Origin of the sequence: Enterobacter sp. Bisph1 (genome assembly GCF_000814905.1) — a bacterium.
Lineage (GTDB): Bacteria > Pseudomonadota > Gammaproteobacteria > Enterobacterales > Enterobacteriaceae > Kosakonia.
Genome location: NZ_JXAG01000031.1, coordinates 1 through 18,331, shown reverse-complemented (window position 1 = coordinate 18,331; position 18,331 = coordinate 1). Strand labels below are relative to the sequence as shown.

At 53.2% G+C, this 18,331-nt stretch carries 18 protein-coding genes; 11 read left to right on the top strand and 7 right to left on the bottom strand.

Annotation, left to right across the window (positions count from 1 at the left end; genetic code table 11):
* Positions 1-346: 346 nt before the first annotated feature.
* The 7 genes from RW65_RS06120 to pdxK all read left to right on the top strand — a co-directional run bounded on the left by RW65_RS06120 (position 347) and on the right by pdxK (position 7,341).
* Positions 347-1,102 (top strand): hypothetical protein, encoded by a 756-nt coding sequence (locus RW65_RS06120; RefSeq protein ID WP_039055803.1) that lies wholly within the window; start codon positions 347-349, stop codon positions 1,100-1,102.
* A gap of 567 nt (positions 1,103-1,669) precedes the next feature.
* The gene (locus RW65_RS06115) at positions 1,670-2,683 is read left to right on the top strand and encodes a sulfate ABC transporter substrate-binding protein (RefSeq protein WP_039055802.1); all 1,014 of its coding nucleotides are present in this window, start codon (positions 1,670-1,672) and stop codon (positions 2,681-2,683) included.
* Positions 2,683-3,513 carry a sulfate/thiosulfate ABC transporter permease CysT gene (gene cysT / locus RW65_RS06110; protein ID WP_039055801.1) on the top strand — a complete coding sequence of 277 codons (831 nt, stop codon included), beginning with the start codon at positions 2,683-2,685 and terminating at the stop codon, positions 3,511-3,513. Before RW65_RS06115 ends, cysT begins: the two co-directional genes overlap by 1 nt.
* Positions 3,513-4,388 carry a sulfate/thiosulfate ABC transporter permease CysW gene (gene cysW / locus RW65_RS06105; RefSeq protein WP_039055800.1) on the top strand — a complete coding sequence of 292 codons (876 nt, stop codon included), beginning with the start codon at positions 3,513-3,515 and terminating at the stop codon, positions 4,386-4,388. Before cysT ends, cysW begins: the two co-directional genes overlap by 1 nt.
* Positions 4,378-5,472, top strand: coding sequence for a sulfate/thiosulfate ABC transporter ATP-binding protein CysA (cysA, locus tag RW65_RS06100; RefSeq protein ID WP_039055799.1), 1,095 nt, complete (start codon positions 4,378-4,380; stop codon positions 5,470-5,472). The genes cysW and cysA overlap by 11 nt, the downstream gene beginning before the upstream one ends.
* 100 nt (positions 5,473-5,572) lie before the next feature.
* Positions 5,573-6,484, top strand: a complete 912-nt coding sequence (gene cysM, locus RW65_RS06095) for a cysteine synthase CysM (protein WP_039055798.1) — start codon at positions 5,573-5,575, stop codon at positions 6,482-6,484.
* 17 nt (positions 6,485-6,501) lie between these two features.
* Positions 6,502-7,341, top strand: coding sequence for a pyridoxine/pyridoxal/pyridoxamine kinase (gene pdxK / locus RW65_RS06090; RefSeq protein ID WP_039055797.1), 840 nt, complete (start codon positions 6,502-6,504; stop codon positions 7,339-7,341).
* Positions 7,342-7,387: 46 nt separating this feature from the next.
* Here the strand turns inward: pdxK and crr are convergent, their stop codons facing one another.
* From crr to cysZ, 5 genes are all read right to left on the bottom strand, one after another.
* The gene (crr, locus tag RW65_RS06085; protein ID WP_020454651.1) at positions 7,388-7,897 is read right to left on the bottom strand and encodes a PTS glucose transporter subunit IIA; all 510 of its coding nucleotides are present in this window, start codon (positions 7,895-7,897) and stop codon (positions 7,388-7,390) included.
* A gap of 39 nt (positions 7,898-7,936) precedes the next feature.
* Positions 7,937-9,664 (bottom strand): phosphoenolpyruvate-protein phosphotransferase PtsI, encoded by a 1,728-nt coding sequence (gene ptsI, locus RW65_RS06080; protein WP_039055796.1) that lies wholly within the window; start codon positions 9,662-9,664, stop codon positions 7,937-7,939.
* Positions 9,665-9,714: 50 nt separating this feature from the next.
* Entirely contained in the window at positions 9,715-9,972 is a 258-nt protein-coding gene (gene ptsH / locus RW65_RS06075; RefSeq protein WP_007370907.1) for a phosphocarrier protein Hpr, read from the bottom strand.
* Positions 9,973-10,356: 384 nt separating this feature from the next.
* On the bottom strand, positions 10,357-11,328 hold the full coding sequence (cysK, locus tag RW65_RS06070; protein WP_039055795.1) for a cysteine synthase A: 972 nt from the start codon (positions 11,326-11,328) through the stop codon (positions 10,357-10,359).
* Between the two features lie 140 nt (positions 11,329-11,468).
* A complete protein-coding gene (cysZ, locus tag RW65_RS06065; RefSeq protein WP_039055794.1) occupies positions 11,469-12,230 on the bottom strand; it encodes a sulfate transporter CysZ in 762 nt (253 codons plus the stop codon).
* 237 nt (positions 12,231-12,467) lie between these two features.
* Here cysZ and zipA point away from each other — a divergent pair, with 237 nt between their 5' ends.
* The 3 genes from zipA to RW65_RS06050 all read left to right on the top strand — a co-directional run bounded on the left by zipA (position 12,468) and on the right by RW65_RS06050 (position 15,740).
* Positions 12,468-13,436: a cell division protein ZipA gene (gene zipA, locus RW65_RS06060; protein WP_039055793.1), complete on the top strand. Its 969-nt coding sequence runs from the start codon at positions 12,468-12,470 to the stop codon at positions 13,434-13,436.
* 69 nt (positions 13,437-13,505) lie between these two features.
* Entirely contained in the window at positions 13,506-15,524 is a 2,019-nt protein-coding gene (gene ligA, locus RW65_RS06055) for an NAD-dependent DNA ligase LigA (RefSeq protein ID WP_039055792.1), read from the top strand.
* Positions 15,525-15,740, top strand: coding sequence for a DUF3820 family protein (locus tag RW65_RS06050; protein ID WP_039055791.1), 216 nt, complete (start codon positions 15,525-15,527; stop codon positions 15,738-15,740). It abuts the gene before it with no gap.
* On the opposite strand, the gene RW65_RS06045 is transcribed toward RW65_RS06050, so the two are convergent.
* Positions 15,737-16,726 carry a bile acid:sodium symporter family protein gene (locus tag RW65_RS06045; protein ID WP_039055790.1) on the bottom strand — a complete coding sequence of 330 codons (990 nt, stop codon included), beginning with the start codon at positions 16,724-16,726 and terminating at the stop codon, positions 15,737-15,739. The genes RW65_RS06050 and RW65_RS06045 overlap by 4 nt on opposite strands.
* An 89-nt stretch (positions 16,727-16,815) precedes the next feature.
* Here RW65_RS06045 and RW65_RS06040 point away from each other — a divergent pair, with 89 nt between their 5' ends.
* Positions 16,816-17,745, top strand: coding sequence for a LysR family transcriptional regulator (locus tag RW65_RS06040; protein ID WP_039055789.1), 930 nt, complete (start codon positions 16,816-16,818; stop codon positions 17,743-17,745).
* Here RW65_RS06040 and RW65_RS06035 read toward each other — a convergent pair.
* Positions 17,736-18,080 (bottom strand): FlxA-like family protein, encoded by a 345-nt coding sequence (locus tag RW65_RS06035; protein ID WP_039055788.1) that lies wholly within the window; start codon positions 18,078-18,080, stop codon positions 17,736-17,738. The genes RW65_RS06040 and RW65_RS06035 overlap by 10 nt on opposite strands.
* Between the last annotated feature and the right edge of the window lie 251 nt (positions 18,081-18,331).

The following is an 18,331-nucleotide window of genomic DNA, read 5'->3' as shown; positions in this document are numbered from 1 at the left end:
TTTTTTATTATTTTCATGGCAATTTATGGGTAAATGAGAATTATTATACTGGACACGTTTGCTTTAACTATTGTTAAAGAATAGGGGGTATAAATCTGAGGAGTAATGTGTGCATCCTTAACCCCGATGTTGATATGTTTATCGAGAGTGTCAGTGCTAATTCGCTATGCTCGGTTAAATAACAGTAGATTAGATTCGAATTAGTTTCAGATTTATTTTGTTTTGTTTAATGTGAAGGATGATTTTCATTACTAATGACTGTTTTTCATTTTTAATCATATGACTCACTACGCTGATGTTTGTAATGATATGCACTCCGGATATTTCTAAATAGAGGAGTGCTCAAATGAAAGGACATCCATCCATTTCCTCGAATACGGTTGTGGGCCAGGGTAAGGGCTTGATAAAAAGAGCGCTGGATGATAAGGAGATCTGTGCGCCAACGGTGGGGTATGATCGTTTCTTGTTCGAAAACGCTTCTGAGGGTATCTGTTTTGGTGCAGCGCTTTTTTGGGCTACACAATCATTAAAGAAGGTCAGGACACATAAACTTCCATATTGTGTAAAAACGAAAAAACCTACAGAATTGACCCCGACGAAGTTTAAATTAGAATTCTACGAATTTTGCGCCAACTTACAATATTCATTTGATAATGGCTTTGTGAAGCAGTTGGGAGCACAAAAGCTTGTCAAGCTACTCAATCAACAGGAAGAGCGCTTACAGCGTAATTGTAAAAAAAGGTTAAAGAAACCTGCTTCCCGGTTACATTATACCGGTGTAAACCCGCAGCGGGTGGCAGAAATAGCAGAGGGTATGTTTAATAACAAACTCATTTACAGTAATAGTGCTCTTATTTTATCGACGGCGCTTAAGCTTCCTGTTACCAGTGAAAAGATGGAGCATGCTTCGGTACTCTTGCATTTCAATAAGCGCCTGTTTTTCTTTGATGTCAATAAAGGTATTTACTATATTGTCCATCCGGAAAGATTGCACTGGACAAGTTTGTTATTAACCCTTGCCGAAAACTTCGATATTGCTGAACCCTATCAGGAGGATTATTTAATCGCTCCTCTTTATAATATCTTTATTAAGGTTAATTAAATTAACCGCAAAGGAATAACATCAGCAGCTGTCGTTAAGCAATCTGGTTTAATGATCAGAGCAGAGCATTAAATAGGTAATAATCACTATTCGTTATCACAGTCGGCTGCTGACTCATAGAAAAATTATGAGGAGACATCATAGCCAGAAAAACAGACTGATAGTTAATAGCCAAAATAAGAGTAACGAATATTCATTCACACTAGCCTTTATGCCCGGCTAACTTACCGACAGCATTGCTGTAAGGCTTGAACATCCCTGGCTCGGAGATAGACGACGCAACTGTTGTGCTAACGAAAGCCCTGCCCATATCAATGACGAGAATCTTACCGACGACCGGGAGAACGTCAGCGGCATTTCATCCCTGGCGAAAGCCTGCATCCGTCTCTTACGATGGTACATCACAGGCTTTGTACTCGCGACAGGCCATCAACCTGCCACCGGGCCGCAGTCTTATTCCCTTTTCTGCTTCCAAATCACCAAACGGTATATAAAACCTGTACGCCTAACCAGAGCGTTATAAATATTATGTTCATAAGATAGTCATCACATAAATAAGGGCGCGCAATGGCCGTTACTGTACTGAACAAAGCATCGCTGGCGCTGGCGGGTTTACTGCTCATGGCGCAGGCACAGGCGACCGAGCTGCTGAACAGCTCCTATGATGTTTCCCGCGAACTGTTTGCCGCCCTTAACCCGCCGTTTGAACAGCAGTGGGCGCAAGAGAACAACGGCGACAAATTGACGATTAAGCAGTCTCATGCCGGATCATCCAAGCAGGCGCTGGCAATTTTGCAGGGTTTGAAAGCGGATGTCGTCACCTATAACCAGATTACCGATGTGCAGATCCTGCATGACAAAGGCAAGCTGATCCCGGCGAACTGGCAGAGCCGCTTACCCAATAACAGCTCGCCGTTCTACTCGACGATGGGTTTTTTGGTGCGTAAAGGAAACCCGAAAAATATTCACGACTGGAGCGACCTTGTGCGTTCTGATGTGAAGCTGGTTTTCCCGAATCCAAAAACCTCCGGTAATGCGCGCTATACCTACCTGGCGGCATGGGGCGCGGCGGACAAGGCGGACGGCGGCGATAAAGCCAAAACCGAAGCCTTTATGACGCAGTTTCTGAAAAACGTCGAAGTATTTGATACCGGCGGACGCGGCGCAACCACCACCTTTGCCGAACGCGGGCTGGGCGACGTACTGATTAGCTTTGAGTCAGAAGTGAATAACATCAGCAAGCAGTACGCTGATCAGGGTTTTGAGGTGGTGATTCCAAAGACCAACATCCTGGCTGAATTCCCGGTGGCGTGGGTGGATAAAAACGTTGCCGCCAACGGCAGCGAGAAAGCGGCGAAAGCCTATTTGAATTATCTCTATAGCCCGCAGGCGCAAACGATCATTACCGATTACTACTATCGCGTAAACAACCCAGAACTGATGGACAAGCTGAAAGATAAATTTCCGCAGACCGACCTGTTCCGCGTGGAAGAGAAGTTTGGCAGCTGGCCGGAGGTGATGAAAACGCACTTTAGCAGCGGCGGCGAGTTAGACAAACTGTTAGCGGCGGGGCGGAAGTGATGTTTGCTGCGTCAAAACGCGTGCTGCCCGGTTTTGGTTTAAGCCTCGGCAGCAGCCTGTTTTTTGTTTGCCTGATATTACTGCTGCCGCTGAGCGCGCTGGTGATGCAGCTCGCCCAGATGAGCTGGTCGCAGTACTGGGAAGTGATTAGCAATCCGCAGGTAGTGGCGGCCTATAAAGTCACGCTGCTCGCGGCCTTTGTCGCCTCCATTTTTAATGGCGTATTCGGCCTGCTGATGGCGTGGATTTTGACACGCTACCGTTTCCCGGGCCGCACGCTACTGGATGCGCTAATGGATTTGCCCTTTGCGCTGCCGACGGCGGTGGCGGGTCTTACGCTGGCCTCGCTCTTTTCCGTTAACGGTTTTTACGGCGAATGGCTGGCGAAGTTTGATATCAAAGTGACCTATACCTGGCTTGGCATTGCAGTGGCAATGGCCTTTACCAGTATTCCGTTTGTCGTGCGGACCATCCAGCCGGTACTGGAAGAGTTAGGGCCGGAGTATGAAGAGGCGGCGGAAACCCTTGGCGCGACGCGCTGGCAAAGCTTTCGCAAAGTGGTGCTACCGGAACTCTCTCCGGCGCTGATGGCGGGCGTGGCACTATCGTTCACCCGCAGCCTGGGCGAATTTGGTGCGGTGATCTTTATCGCCGGGAACATCGCCTGGAAAACCGAAGTCACTTCGTTGATGATTTTTGTGCGACTGCAGGAGTTTGATTACCCGGCGGCAAGCGCGATCGCCTCGGTGATCCTCGCGGCCTCTCTGCTGTTGCTGTTTTCCATTAACACCCTGCAAAGTCGCTTTGGTCAACGTGTGGTAGGTCACTAATGGCGGAACTTACTGAATTGAAACGCTATGACAAGCCGCAGGTGAACTGGGGCAAATGGTTTCTTATCGGCACGGGCGTCGTCGTTTCGGCGTTTATCCTGCTGGTGCCGATGATCTACATCTTTGTGCAGGCCTTTAGCAAGGGGCTGTTGCCGGTGCTGCAAAATCTCGCCGATGCCGACATGCTGCACGCTATCTGGCTGACGGTGCTGATTGCGCTGATCTCGGCGCCGGTCAATCTGGTGTTTGGCACGCTGCTGGCCTGGCTGGTAACACGTTTTAACTTCCCCGGCCGCCAGCTACTGTTGACGCTGCTGGACATTCCGTTTGCGGTTTCGCCGGTGGTCGCCGGTCTGGTCTACCTGCTGTTTTACGGCTCCAACGGCTCGCTGGGCGGCTGGCTGGATACTAATAACCTGCAAATTATGTTTGCCTGGCCGGGCATGGTGCTGGTCACCGTGTTTGTCACCTGTCCCTTTGTGGTGCGTGAACTGGTGCCGGTGATGTTAAGCCAGGGCAGCCATGAAGATGAAGCCGCGATCCTGCTGGGCGCGTCGGGCTGGCAGATGTTTAAGTGCGTCACGCTACCCAATATTCGCTGGGCGCTGCTTTACGGCGTGGTGCTCACCAACGCGCGCGCGATTGGCGAGTTTGGCGCGGTGTCGGTGGTCTCCGGCTCGATTCGCGGCGAAACCCTGTCGCTGCCGTTGCAAATTGAATTACTGGAGCAGGATTACAATACGGTGGGTTCGTTTACCGCCGCGGCCCTGCTGACCTTAATGGCTATTTTGACGCTGTTTTTAAAGAGTGCGTTGCAGTGGCGTTTGAATAATCAAGAAAAACGCCAGCAACAGGAGGGAAATCATGAGCATTGAGATTGCCAATATTAAGAAATCTTTTGGTCGCACCCAGGTGCTGAACGATATCTCACTGGATATCCCTTCCGGCCAGATGGTTGCGCTGCTGGGGCCCTCCGGCTCCGGTAAAACAACTCTGCTGCGTATTATTGCCGGTCTGGAGCATCAGAGCAGCGGGCGTATTCGCTTTCACGGCACCGATGTCAGCCGTCTGCATGCCCGCGAACGTCGCGTCGGTTTTGTATTCCAGCATTACGCCCTGTTCCGCCATATGACGGTATTCGACAATATTGCTTTCGGCCTGACGGTGCTGCCGCGCCGTGAACGCCCGAATGCAGCGGCGATCAAAGCAAAAGTGATGCAACTTCTCGAGATGGTGCAACTGGCCCATCTGGCGGATCGTTTCCCGGCGCAACTCTCCGGCGGTCAGAAACAGCGTGTGGCGCTGGCCCGTGCGCTGGCGGTGGAACCACAAATTTTGCTGCTCGACGAACCCTTTGGCGCGCTGGATGCGCAGGTGCGCAAAGAGTTGCGCCGCTGGCTGCGTCAGTTACATGAAGAGTTGAAGTTTACCAGCGTGTTCGTCACCCACGATCAGGAAGAAGCGACGGAAGTCGCCGATCGCGTGGTGGTGATGAGCCAGGGCAATATCGAACAGGCGGATGCGCCGGATCAGGTGTGGCGCGAACCGGCAACGCGCTTTGTACTGGAGTTTATGGGCGAAGTGAACCGCCTGAAAGGCACCGTGCGCGGCGGGCAGTTCCACGTTGGCGCGCATCGCTGGCCGCTTGGTTATACGCCCTCTTACCAGGGTGATGTCGATCTGTTCCTGCGACCGTGGGAAGTGGACGTGAGCCGACGTACCAGCCTTGACTCGCCGCTGCCGGTGCAGGTGCTGGAAGCCAGCCCGAAAGGCCATTACACCCAACTGGTGGTGCAGCCGCTGGGCTGGTACACAGAACCGTTAACGGTGGTGATGCGCGATGATCCGGCACCTCAACGCGGCGAACGCCTGTTTGTCGGTTTGCAGCATGCCCGCTTGTATCACGGCAATGAGCGCATCGAAGGCCGCGCGGAACTTGCTCTGGCAGAATCTGCCTGATAGGTTAAACAGACGTGGTTTCTGCTGGATAGCTTTAGGCTTATCCGGCTCTCAAGCCCGGTATGCAACGTGCGACCGGGTTTTTTATTGGACAGCGATCGTGAACACATTAGAACAAACCATTGGCAATACGCCGCTGGTCAAATTGCAACGCCTGACGCCGGATAACGGCAGTGAAATCTGGGTCAAACTGGAAGGCAATAATCCGGCTGGCTCGGTAAAAGACCGCGCCGCGTTATCAATGATTGTGCAGGCGGAAAAACGCGGTGAGATCAAACCCGGCGACGTGCTGATTGAAGCCACCAGCGGCAATACCGGCATCGCGCTGGCGATGATCGCCGCGCTGAAAGGCTATCGCATGAAGTTACTGATGCCGGACAATATGAGCCAGGAGCGCCGGGCCGCCATGCGCGCCTACGGTGCCGAGCTAATTCTGGTCAGTAAAGAGCAGGGGATGGAAGGCGCGCGGGATTTAGCCCAGGCGATGGCCGAGCGCGGTGAAGGCAAGCTGTTGGATCAGTTCAATAACCCGGATAATCCCTACGCACATTACACCACCACTGGCCCGGAAATCTGGCGGCAGAGTGCCGGGCGCATGACCCACTTTGTCTCCAGCATGGGCACCACCGGCACCATTACCGGCGTCTCGCGTTTTCTCCGTGAGCAAGCATCAAACGTGACCATCGTCGGCCTGCAGCCGGAAGAGGGCAGCAGTATTCCCGGTATTCGCCGCTGGCCCGCTGAGTATATGCCGGGCATCTTTAACGCCGCGCTGGTGGATCAGGTACTGGATATCCACCAGCGCGAAGCGGAAAATACCATGCGTGCGCTGGCGGTGCAGGAGGGGATCTTTTGCGGCGTCAGCTCCGGCGGTGCGGTTGCCGGCGCGTTACGGGTGGCGAAAGCGCAGCCCGGTGCGGTGATCGTGGCGATTATTTGCGATCGCGGCGATCGCTACCTTTCTACGGGCGTATTTGGCGAAGAGAGTTATTCGCAGGGGGCGGGGATTTAACCCGTTAAGGAGATCCAATGGAGATGATCCTGTTCAGGGATAAAAGCCGGGCGCAGCAGGCCGATATTATCGCCGTGCAGTCGCAGGTGGTTTACGGCAGCGTCGGCAACAGTATTGCGGTGCCGAATATTCGCCAGCACCAGTTGAACGTGCTGGCCGTGCCGACGGTATTGTTTAGCAACACACCGCACTATGACACTTTTTACGGCGGGGTGATCCCCGATGAGTGGTTTAGCGGCTATTTGCAGGCGCTGGAAGAGCGTGATGTTCTGCGTGAGGTGAAAGTCGTGACCACCGGTTATATGGGCAGCGCCAGCCAGATAAATTTGCTGGCGCAGTGGCTTAAAACACTGCGCGAAAAGCATCCGCAGCTGGTGATTCTGGTCGATCCGGTGATCGGCGATACCGACAGCGGCATCTATGTAAAAGAAGAAATTCCTCAGGCTTATTGCGAGCATCTGCTGCCGCTGGCGCAGGGGATCACGCCGAATGTGTTCGAGCTGGAAGTGCTGAGCGGTAAACCCTGCCCGGATCTGCAAAGCGCGATTGCGGCGGCGCAAAGCCTGTTGTCAGACACCCTGCGCTGGGTAGCGATTACCAGCGCGCCGGTGGAGTCGCAGGATGGCAACATTCATGTTGTGCTGGTGACCGCCGATTCGGTGCAGGTAAGCGGCTATGCGCGCGTCGCGACGGATCTGAAAGGGACCGGCGATCTGTTTTGTTCGGAATTAGCCAGCGGCATTGTGCAGGGGAAAGCGCTTGATGCGGCAATTCGGGCCGCAGGCGATCGCGTAGTAGAAGTGATGGCTTATACCCTGGAGAAGGGTTATGACGAGCTGATTCTGCCTTTGCAGTAGAAACAAAAATGGCGCCTTGCGGCGCCATTTTCTTATGCATTACGCATTACTTTTTGATGCGGATCACCGGGGTTTCGCCCACGGTTACGCTACCAGAAAGTTTGATAAGCTCTTTGATTTCGTCCATGTTGGAGATAACAACCGGCGTCAGCGTTGACTTGGCTTTCTCTTCCAGCAGCGGCAGATCAAATTCGATTACCGGATCGCCAACTTTAACGCGCTGGCCTTCTTCTGCGATGCGTTTGAAACCTTCGCCTTTCAGTTCAACGGTGTCGATACCGAAGTGAACGAACAGTTCGATGCCGCTATCGGATTCGATAGAGAAGGCATGATTGGTTTCAAAGATTTTGCCGATAGTCCCATCAACCGGCGCAACCATTTTGTTACCGGTCGGTTTGATAGCAATACCATCACCAACGATTTTCTCAGCGAACACAACATCCGGTACATCTTCAATGTTGACGATATCGCCAGAAAGCGGGGCAATAATCTCAATGGTTCCGGTGTCTTTTTTATCATCAGAAACCAGAGATTTCAGTTTATCGAAAAAACCCATGATCTTCTCCTAAGCAGTAATTTGGGCGCATCTCGTGGATTAGCAGATTGTTTTTTCTTCAATGAACTTGTTAACCAGCGTCATTAACTCGTCCGTCGTCGGTTGAGCAAGAGCCTGCTCTGCTAACACCTTCGCATCTTCGAAGTTCGTGTTACGAATAATCTTCTTAATGCGCGGGATAGAAATGGCGCTCATACTGAATTCATCCAGACCCATCCCCAGCAACAGAAGTGTAGCACGTTCGTCGCCTGCAAGCTCACCACACATGCCGGTCCATTTACCTTCAGCATGAGAAGCATCAATAACTTGCTTGATAAGGGTAAGTACAGACGGCGACATCGGCTGGTACAGATGTGAAATCATATCATTACCACGGTCAACCGCCAGGGTATACTGCGTTAAATCATTGGTACCGATACTAAAGAAATCAACTTCTTTTGCCAGATGGCGTGCAATCGTCGCGGCGGCCGGGGTTTCAACCATCACGCCGATCTCAATGCTCTCGTCAAACGCTTTGCCTTCGTCACGCAGCTCTTGTTTGTAGATCTCAATCTCTTTGCGCAGCGCGCGCACTTCTTCTACAGAGATGATCATCGGGAACATGATACGCAGCTTGCCGAAAGCGGATGCGCGCAGGATAGCGCGTACCTGGTCGCGCAGGATCTCTTTGCGATCCATGGCGATACGAATCGCGCGCCAGCCCAGGAACGGGTTCTCTTCTTTCGGAAAATTCATGTAAGGCAGCTCTTTGTCGCCGCCGATGTCCATGGTACGAACGATCACCGCCTGAGAACCGCAGGCTTCAGCCACGGCTTTATAGGCTTCAAACTGCTCTTCTTCCGTCGGCAGTGCGTCGCGATCCATAAACAGGAATTCAGTACGGTACAGACCAACACCTTCAGCGCCATTGCGCTCTGCGCCCGCGATATCGCGAACGGTACCGATGTTGGCGCACACTTCTACCTGGTGACCATCGAGGGTGATCGCCGGCAGATCTTTCAGTTTCGCCAGTTCGGCTTTCTCTTCAGCAACCTGAGCCTGCGCCGCGCGCAGCGTCTCGATCTCTTCATCGCTCGGGTTAACGTACACTTTATTGTTAACCGCATCGAGGATCAGGAAGTCGCCGTTTTTCACCTGGCTGGTCACGCTACCGGTACCCACAATCGCAGGCAGTTCAAGGGAACGCGCCATGATAGAGGTATGCGAGGTGCGACCACCGATATCGGTGATAAAACCGAGCACTTTTTTCAGGTTCAGCTGTGCGGTTTCAGACGGCGTCAAATCAACCGCCACCAGCACCACTTCGTCCTGGATAGCGCTCAGGTCGATAATAGGCATACCGAGGATGTTACGCAGCAGACGCTTACCGATGTCGCGTACGTCAGCGGCACGCTCTTTCAGGTATTCGTCGTCTAACTCTTCCAGGGCTGTTGCCTGACCTTCGATAATTTCATGAGCCGCCGCATCGGCAGTCATGTTCTTATCTTTAATCAGGGCTATGATTTCCTGCTCCAGCTCCTCATCTTCCAGCAGCATAATATGCCCTTCGAAGATGGCTTCTTTTTCTTCACCGAAAGTTTCACCCGCTTTCGTTTTGATCGTTTCCAGCTGTGCCGATGCTTTGGCACGACCGCTCAGGAAACGCTCAACTTCCTGGTCAACCTTGTCGGCAGAAATTTTCTTCCGGTCGATGACGATCTCGTCTTCTTTCAGCAGCAGTGCTTTGCCGAAAGCGATACCCGGGGATGCTAAAATGCCTGAAATCATAACCCTACCTTTACTTGTGCCTGATCTTGAAAAGAACTAGTAAGAAAAACTTACTCAAGTTCTGCCATCAGTTTAACCAGATGCTCAACTGCTTTTTGCTCGTCTTCGCCTTCAGCGGTCAGCGTAACAACGGTACCCTGGGTCAGGCCCAGCGTTTGCAGTTTGAACAGGCTTTTCGCACTCGCGCTTTTGCCGTTGGAAGTCACAGTGATTTCAGAAGAGAAGCCTTTTGCTTCTTTAACAAACTGAGCAGCAGGGCGGGTATGAAGACCGTTCGGAGCGGTAATGGTAACTTCTTGCTGGAACATTGTATTTCCCCAACTTATAGGTTTAGTGTTGTGGAACTAAAGTCTAGCCTGGCGGCTCGACTTTAGCCTGTATTGTTAGCGCCGGCGCAACGGGACAAACTCCATTAAGCCTGCCAGGCACAGCCAAACGGTGTCGCTCTATGGCTGCTGACGTTTCGCTCGTCATTAAACATTATGCAGCGAAAGGCAGAATTGAACCAAATCATAAAATCGATTCAGCTAGTCGAAATATGCCTTCGATTAATTTCGCGCATCAAAATAAATATGCAGGTTAAATACCAGACCGGGAGGTTTCAGGCAATGCCAGGTAGGGTAAAAATTTGATATACGCCACAAAAAAGCACCTTGAAGGGTGCTTTTTTGTACTGATTTAACAATCTGGCATCACTGTTGCAATTCTTTCTCAGTAAACAGATCGGCAAACAGGGCGGTGCTCAAATAACGTTCGCCAGAAGAGGGCAGGATAACCACAATGTTCTTATTGGTAAAGGTTTCGTCCTCTTGCAGTTTCAGTGCCGCCGCGACGGCCGCACCTGAAGAGATACCCGCCAAAATACCTTCCTCTTCCATCAGACGACGCGCGGTACTGATGGCTTCTTCGTTGGTGATTTTGACAACTTTATCGATCAGTTTCAAATCCAGGTTGCCCGGAATAAACCCGGCGCCAATACCCTGAATTTTATGCGGGCCCGGCTTCAGCTCTTCGCCTGCCAGCGCCTGGGTAATCACCGGCGAATCCGTCGGTTCAACCGCAACGGTGATCAGATCCGTTTTACCCTTAGTATTTTTGATATAGCGCGTCACGCCCGTCAGCGTACCGCCGGTGCCGACGCCGGAGATAAACACGTCAACCTGACCATCGGTATCTTCCCAGATTTCCGGGCCGGTGGTTTTTTCATGAATTTCCGGGTTCGCCGGATTGCTGAACTGCTGCAGCAGCAGGAACTTCGCCGGATCGCTGGCGACAATTTCTTCCGCTTTCTGAATCGCGCCCTTCATGCCTTTGGCACCTTCCGTCAGCACCAGATTGGCACCCAGCGCTTTCAGCAGCTTACGGCGCTCAATACTCATGGTTTCCGGCATCGTCAGAGTCAATTTGTAGCCGCGCGCTGCCGCGACGTAAGCCAGCGCTATGCCGGTATTACCGCTGGTCGGCTCCACCAGCTCAACGCCCGGTTTCAGTACGCCCCGTTTTTCGGCATCCCAAATCATATTGGCACCAATACGGCATTTTACGCTGAAGCTTGGGTTGCGGGATTCGACCTTCGCCAGGATGCGGCCGTTACCGATGCGGTTCAGTCGAACCAGCGGCGTATGACCTATCGTCAACGAGTTGTCTTCAAAAATCTTACTCATAGCCCGTCCTTAACTGTATGAAATTTGGGAACCACCTCAGCATACCCACTTACCGTAGAGGGGGAAGTAAGGAAATAGCATATCTATATGCTGAGGCGAAATAATGCTAAGCAGTATGGAATAAGAAACGGAATAATTCCTTATCGCCAGACGGCATGCTTGTCCCGGTAACAATCGACCCACATTGCCGTTGCACCGCAGACAGCGACCGGCATCACCACCAGGTTTAGCAGCGGAATCATGGTAAACAGGCTGGTGAGGGCACCAAACTGCATATTGATAACCTTGCGTTCGCGCAGGGAAGCGCGCATCGCTTTAAACGGCACTTTATGGTTATCAAACGGATAATCGCAGTACTGAATCGCCAGCATCCACGCGCTGAACAAGAACCATAATACCGGGGCGACGGTTTGCCCGATGCCGGGAATAAAATAGAGCATCAGCAGCAGCAACGCGCGGGGCAGATACCAGGCCAGTTTTTGCCATTCGCGCTTCATGATGCGTGGCACATCTTTCATGATGCCAAATACGCCGACATCCGGCGGCGTTGCGCCCGTCAGCCGCGCTTCCAGCTGTTCCGCCAGTAACCCATTAAAAGGGGCGGCAATCCAGTTGGCGATAGTCGAGAAGAAGTAGCCAAACACTAGCAGAATCGAGATAACCGCAATCGGCCAGAGTAAATAGCTCAGCCACTGCAGCCAGCTCGGCACATGGCTCATTAGTGAAGGGATCCAGCTATCGAGCCGGGTAAACAGCCACCAGAAAGCGCCGCCCATCAGCAAAATATTGATTAACAGTGGCAGGACAACAAAGCGGCGAATGCCTGGAAGCGTGACCAGTTTCCAGCCCTGTGAAAAGTAAAACACGCCGCTGCGCTGAGCAGCCGGGGACGATGCAACCATATGAGGGTGTTACTCCTTTCATCAATACGTTCATACCTGCGAAAAGTGCAGCTTATAATATTCGTCTCATGGGGGGAACCCGTTCGGAAATGTTCGAAAAAACAGCAAAAAACACAATTTAGTTCATCTTTATGTGGTGAAAGAGTCGCGCGCACTTGCACTTGACGTAAGGGACAAATACTCTTAGTGAGTAAATGTTTGCCGTGGTGGCAAGGTGTTAGAACAACAGAGAATATAATGATGCAGGATTTGCGTCTGATATTAATCATTGTTGGCGCGATCGCCATAATTGCTTTGCTGGTTCATGGGTTTTGGACCAGTCGCAAAGAACGTTCCTCTATGTTCCGGGATCGCCCAATAAAACGCATGAAATCGCGACGTGACGACGACGAGTTCGACGATGAGGAGAGCGAAGACGACGACGGCGTGGGAGAAGTTCGCATTCATAAAGTGAACACCGCACCGAAAGCGGGTAGCGAACAGGACGCGCCGCGTCAGCAGCCGCAGCATCAATATCAGCCGCCTTATGCGTCGGCACAACCGCGCCCGTCGGCGCAGCCGCCGGTGCAACCGGTAGAATCTCCGCACCACGCGCAGCCACCTCATTCCCAGCCGCATCAGCCGGAACGCCCTGTGCAGGCACCTGCGTTTGAAGCCCAGCCGGAACGCCCGGCTGTGCAGCAGCCCATAGCGCCGCAGCCCGCGACCCAGTATCCGCCGCAAGAACCGGCACCGCAGCCTGAGCCAGAACCGGTTGTGGAAGCGCCGGTTGAAAAACCGCAGCGCAAAGAGACGGTGATTATCATGAACGTCGCCGCTCATCATGGCGCGGTGTTAAATGGCGAAGTGCTGCTGAACAGCATTTTGCAGGCAGGTTTCAAATTCGGCGATATGAACATTTTCCACCGTCACCTTAGCCCGGACGGCAGCGGCCCGGCGCTCTTTAGCCTGGCGAATATGGTTAATCCCGGCACGTTTGACGTGGAAACGATGGGCGAAATGGCAACGCCCGGCGTGACTATCTTTATGCAGGTGCCCTCTTATGGCGATGAACTGCAAAACTTCAAATTGATGCTGCAATCCGCGCAGCATATCGCCGACGAAGTAGGCGGTGTGGTCCTTGACGATCAACGCCGGATGATGACGCCGCAAAAATTACGTGAATACCAGGATCGTATTCGCGAAGTCAAAGACACTAACGCGTAACGGTGTAAAAAACCTGTTTCCTTCCAGAACCCCCGCCAGTCGGGGGTTTTTTATCATTGATGGTGCGATATGGACTCAATTGAACAACAACTGACAGAACTGCGAACCTCTCTTCGCCATCATGAACATCTGTACCACGTTATGGACGCACCGGAGATCCCCGATGCCGAGTACGATCGTCTGATGCGCGAGCTGCGCGAGCTCGAAGCGCAGCGCCCGGATTTGATCACCCCCGATTCGCCGACCCAGCGCGTTGGCGCAGCGCCCTTAACCGCCTTTAGCCAGATACGTCATGAAGTGCCGATGCTGTCGCTGGATAATGTTTTCGACGAAGAGAGCTTCCTGGCCTTTAACAAACGCGTGCAGGACCGGTTAAAGAGCACCGATGCGCTGATCTACTGCTGTGAGCTGAAACTTGATGGCCTGGCGGTAAGTCTGCTGTATGAGAACGGCGTGCTGATGCGTGCGGCCACCCGCGGCGACGGTACTACCGGTGAGGATATCACCACTAACGTGCGGACCATTCGCGCGATTCCGCTGAAGCTGCACGGGGACAATATTCCCGCACGCCTGGAAGTGCGTGGCGAAGTGTTTTTGCCCCAGTCCGGATTTGAAAAAATCAACGAAGATGCGCGCCGCACCGGCGGAAAAGTGTTTGCTAACCCGCGCAACGCCGCAGCAGGTTCCCTGCGCCAGCTCGATCCGCGCGTCACCGCTAAACGTCCGCTGACCTTCTTCTGCTATGGCGTTGGCATTCTGGAAGGCGGCGAACTGTCGCGCAGCCATCTCGGCCGCCTGCAGCAGTTTAAAGGCTGGGGCTTGCCCGTCAGCGATCGCATCCGTCTGTGCAGCACGCCGGAAGAGGTGCTGGATTTCTACCACCAGGTCGAAGCGTCTCGCCCAACCCTCGGTTTTGATATCGACGGCGTGGTGATCAAAGTCGACTCGCTCGATCTGCAAGAACAGCTGGGCTTTGTCGCCCGCGCGCCTCGCTGGGCGGTGGCGTTTAAATTTCCGGCGCAGGAGCAGATGACCTTTGTGCGTGATGTGGAGTTCCAGGTTGGGCGTACCGGGGCGATCACGCCCGTTGCCCGGCTTGAGCCAGTGCATGTTGCAGGGGTTCTGGTGAGTAACGCCACTCTGCATAACGCCGACGAAATTGACCGACTGGGTCTGCGCATCGGTGACAAAGTAGTGATTCGCCGCGCCGGGGATGTTATTCCGCAGGTCGTTAATGTGGTGGTTTCCGAACGCCCTGAAGAAACACGCGAAGTGGCTTTCCCAACGCACTGCCCGGTTTGCGGTTCTGACGTTGAGCGTGTCGAGGGCGAAGCCGTGGCCCGCTGTACCGGTGGCTTAATTTGTGGTGCGCAGCGTAAAGAGTCGTTAAAACACTTTGTCTCGCGCCGCGCGATGGATGTTGACGGCATGGGCGACAAAATCATCGACCAGCTGGTGGAGAAAGAGTATGTCCATACGCCAGCGGATCTGTTCCGACTGACGGCCGGGAAACTCACCGGGCTGGATCGTATGGGACCTAAATCGGCGCAAAATGTCGTGAATGCGCTGGAAAAGGCGAAAGAGACCACCTTTGCCCGTTTCCTTTATGCGCTGGGCATTCGCGAAGTCGGCGAAGCCACGGCGGCCGGTCTGGCGGCGTATTTTGGTACGCTCGATGCGTTAATGGCGGCCTCCGTTGACGAGTTGCAAAAAGTGCCGGATGTCGGGGTCGTCGTCGCCAAACACGTTGATAACTTCTTCAATGAAGAGAGCAACCGCGAGGTGATTCGCCAACTGCTGCAGGAAGTGGGGATTTGCTGGCCTGCGCCGGTAATCGTTAAGGCCGAAGAGATTGACAGCCCGTTTGCCGGTAAAACTGTTGTCCTGACCGGCAGCCTGAGCCAACTCTCCCGTGATGAAGCTAAAGAACGCCTCACGGCGTTAGGGGCTAAAGTGGCGGGCAGCGTCTCGAAGAAAACGGATCTGGTGATTGCTGGCGAAGCGGCGGGTTCTAAACTGGCGAAGGCGCAAGAGCTGGGTATTGAGGTGATTGACGAAGCCGAAATGATTCGCCTGTTGGGAGCATAAATGGAAAAGGAGCAGCTGGTCGAGATTGCTAATACCCTCATGCCGTTTGGTAAATATCAGGGGCGGCGGTTGATCGATCTGCCTGAAGAGTATTTGCTGTGGTTCGCCCGCAAAGAGACTTTTCCTGCCGGGCGGCTCGGAGAATTATTGCAAATCACCTTAATTATCAAAACGGAAGGGCTGAGCCATCTGGTTCAGCCCCTCAAGCGCGGTTAAGCTTTCGCCGCGTGCTGCGCCTGCTGCTGCTCCGTTTGATGTTTATACCGGCGCGCCAGTACGGCGCAGACCATCAACTGAATCTGGTGGAAAATCATCAGCGGCAACACCATCATGCCAACAGAAGCGGCTGGGAAGAGAATATTCGCCATCGGAATACCGTTGGCGAGGCTCTTTTTCGAGCCGCAGAACACAATGGTAATTTCATCGGCTTTGTTAAAGCCGCATTTGCGCGCCACCACCACATTCACCACCAGCACGATCGCCAGCAACACCAGGCTTGCCACGACAATAAACAGCAGCGAGCCGATGCCTACTTTGTGCCAGATGCCGTTGACCACCGCTTCACTAAAGGCGGAATAGACCACCAGCAGAATTGACGTCTGGTCGGTTTTTGCAATCCACTTCTTATGTTTCGCCACAAACGCGCCGGTCCACGGGCGTGAAAGGTGCCCGAGCACAAACGGCAGCAGCAGTTGCAGCATGATTTTACCGACCTGCTCAAGGCTGCCAGCGGCACCGTGCAGGTTCATTAACAGACCGACCAGCAGCGGCGACAGAAAAATGCCGAGCAGGCTGGAGGCGGAGGCTGAACAGACCGCTGCGGCTACGTTTCCACCGGCGAGGGAGGTAAAGGCAATCGCCGACTGAACCGTAGCAGGCAAAATACAGAGATAGAGAAAACCGCTATACAGCTCCTGGCTGACATTGATCGGCGACCACCAGACAAACAGCACCCCCAGCGCCGGGAAGAGCACAAAGGTGCTGCACATCACCCACAGGTGTAAGCGCCAGTGGCTGCCGCCCGCGATAATCGCCTCGCGCGAGAGTTTAGCTCCGTGCATAAAAAACAGCAGCGCAATCGCGGCGGTGGTCAGCCCTTCAAAAAACGGCACAAACCCGCCGCGCGCCGGGAAAAAAGAGGCCAGCAGAACGACACACACCAGCGTGAGCGTAAAGGGATCAAGGATACGAAAAAGTTTCATGAGCACTCCTGAAAGTCGGTTTCGCTATTGTGCTGATTCTGCTTTGAGAAATAAAATTGATTTATTGCATCCATTAATGAATTTATCAGATGAATTACTCCTTACGGCAGTTACGCGTGTTCGTCACCGTTGCGCAGGCAAAAAGTTTTAGCCGCGCCGGTGAGATAATTGGCCTAAGCCAGTCAGCCGTCAGCCACAGCGTCAAAGAGCTGGAGCTGCAAACCGGCGTGCGGCTTCTCGATCGCACCACCCGCGAAGTGGTGCTCACGGAAGCGGGTCAGCAGCTGGCCGGTCGCCTTGAGCGGCTGTTAGATGAGCTTAGCAGCACCCTGCGAGAAGCGGGGCGGGTAGGGCAGCAACTGACTGGCACCGTGCGCGTGGCGGCAAGCCAGACTATTTCAGCGCACCTGATCCCTCAGTGCATTGCCAGCAGTAACCTGCTTTATCCGCAAATTGATTTTGTGCTGCACGACAGGCCGCAACAGTGGGTGCTGGAGAGTATTCGTCAGGGAGAAGTTGATTTCGGTATTGTTATCGATCCCGGCCAGGTGCATGACTTGCAAAGTGAAGAGATCCTCGCGGAGCCGTTCTTTTTGCTGTGCCGTAACGATCATCCGTGGGCGCAGCGCGCGGCGGTGCCGTGGTCGGCCCTTAATGATGCGCGTCTGGTGGTGCAGGATTATGCTTCCGGCAGTCGGCCGCTTATTGACGCCGCGCTACGCCATTTTGCCGTGAGCGCAACAATTGTGCAGGATATTGGTCATCCGGCGACACTCTTTCCGATGGTTGAAGCGGGGATCGGCATCAGCATTCTGCCGGCACTGGCGCTGCCGTTGCCGCAGGGAAATGCGCTGACGGTGAAAAGATTAGTCCCGCAGGTGCAGCGCAAAATTATGCTGGTGCGGCGAAAAAAACGCTCATTATCGGGCGCGGCGCAGGCGTTGTGGGAAGTGGTCAGAGAACAGGCCCGGTTGTTAAACCAGGCCCGGGAGGACGATCCATTATTTACTCAGATGTAAATATCAACCTGATGATCGTCGGAAGGGTTATTCACCCCTTCTGGTTTTACCAGCGCCTTTTGCTCGCGTTTCTGCTCCGCTTCTTCGGCCTGTTTGCGCTGCAGCTGCGCCAGTTGCGCTTCCAGCTGTTCAATTTGCGTCTGAATCAACTCTTGTTGTTTCTTTTTATCTTCCGTTGAGCCACTGCCGTTCGCTATCTCTTTCAGCTGCTGGGTCAGCTTGGTGATCTGCTGGCTAATGCGGCTGATTTGCGACGCGATATCGTTGCTGGCGGATGAAGAACTGTTACTACCGCCGGTTTGAAGTGACGCGGTTGTGGTCGTAATGGTGGTCATTGCACTCTCCTTTTTGCCGTAAAAGATCGTTATCGGCCGTAACTATCAACTTCTTTAATGGGGGCAATTGGTCACCGCGCGCCAGACGGTTTTAGCGGCGCGTAAGTGTAATTATTTAGCTGAAAAGGACTGATTAAGCTTGAGGGCAAACCGGTTAAAGGAATGAATAGATGAAGCTGGAGTGGAAAGCAGATAGCAAAAAAGCGCCTTTAGGGCGCTTTTTTACATTGGTGGGTCGTGCAGGATGACTC

What these genes read in the sequence shown, in the direction of transcription:
- cysA (WP_039055799.1), top strand. Translation starts at nt 4,378, where the DNA reads ATGAGCATTGAGATTGCCAATATTAAGAAATCTTTTGGTCGCACCCAG.
- crr (WP_020454651.1), bottom strand. Translation starts at nt 7,897, where the DNA reads ATGGGTTTTTTCGATAAACTGAAATCTCTGGTTTCTGATGATAAAAAA.
- RW65_RS06120 (WP_039055803.1), top strand. Translation starts at nt 347, where the DNA reads ATGAAAGGACATCCATCCATTTCCTCGAATACGGTTGTGGGCCAGGGT.
- RW65_RS06050 (WP_039055791.1), top strand. Translation starts at nt 15,525, where the DNA reads ATGGAAAAGGAGCAGCTGGTCGAGATTGCTAATACCCTCATGCCGTTT.
- ligA (WP_039055792.1), top strand. Translation starts at nt 13,506, where the DNA reads ATGGACTCAATTGAACAACAACTGACAGAACTGCGAACCTCTCTTCGC.
- ptsH (WP_007370907.1), bottom strand. Translation starts at nt 9,972, where the DNA reads ATGTTCCAGCAAGAAGTTACCATTACCGCTCCGAACGGTCTTCATACC.
- pdxK (WP_039055797.1), top strand. Translation starts at nt 6,502, where the DNA reads ATGGAGATGATCCTGTTCAGGGATAAAAGCCGGGCGCAGCAGGCCGAT.
- cysK (WP_039055795.1), bottom strand. Translation starts at nt 11,328, where the DNA reads ATGAGTAAGATTTTTGAAGACAACTCGTTGACGATAGGTCATACGCCG.
- cysT (WP_039055801.1), top strand. Translation starts at nt 2,683, where the DNA reads ATGTTTGCTGCGTCAAAACGCGTGCTGCCCGGTTTTGGTTTAAGCCTC.
- RW65_RS06045 (WP_039055790.1), bottom strand. Translation starts at nt 16,726, where the DNA reads ATGAAACTTTTTCGTATCCTTGATCCCTTTACGCTCACGCTGGTGTGT.
- RW65_RS06040 (WP_039055789.1), top strand. Translation starts at nt 16,816, where the DNA reads ATGAATTACTCCTTACGGCAGTTACGCGTGTTCGTCACCGTTGCGCAG.
- ptsI (WP_039055796.1), bottom strand. Translation starts at nt 9,664, where the DNA reads ATGATTTCAGGCATTTTAGCATCCCCGGGTATCGCTTTCGGCAAAGCA.
- RW65_RS06115 (WP_039055802.1), top strand. Translation starts at nt 1,670, where the DNA reads ATGGCCGTTACTGTACTGAACAAAGCATCGCTGGCGCTGGCGGGTTTA.
- RW65_RS06035 (WP_039055788.1), bottom strand. Translation starts at nt 18,080, where the DNA reads ATGACCACCATTACGACCACAACCGCGTCACTTCAAACCGGCGGTAGT.
- zipA (WP_039055793.1), top strand. Translation starts at nt 12,468, where the DNA reads ATGATGCAGGATTTGCGTCTGATATTAATCATTGTTGGCGCGATCGCC.
- cysW (WP_039055800.1), top strand. Translation starts at nt 3,513, where the DNA reads ATGGCGGAACTTACTGAATTGAAACGCTATGACAAGCCGCAGGTGAAC.
- cysZ (WP_039055794.1), bottom strand. Translation starts at nt 12,230, where the DNA reads ATGGTTGCATCGTCCCCGGCTGCTCAGCGCAGCGGCGTGTTTTACTTT.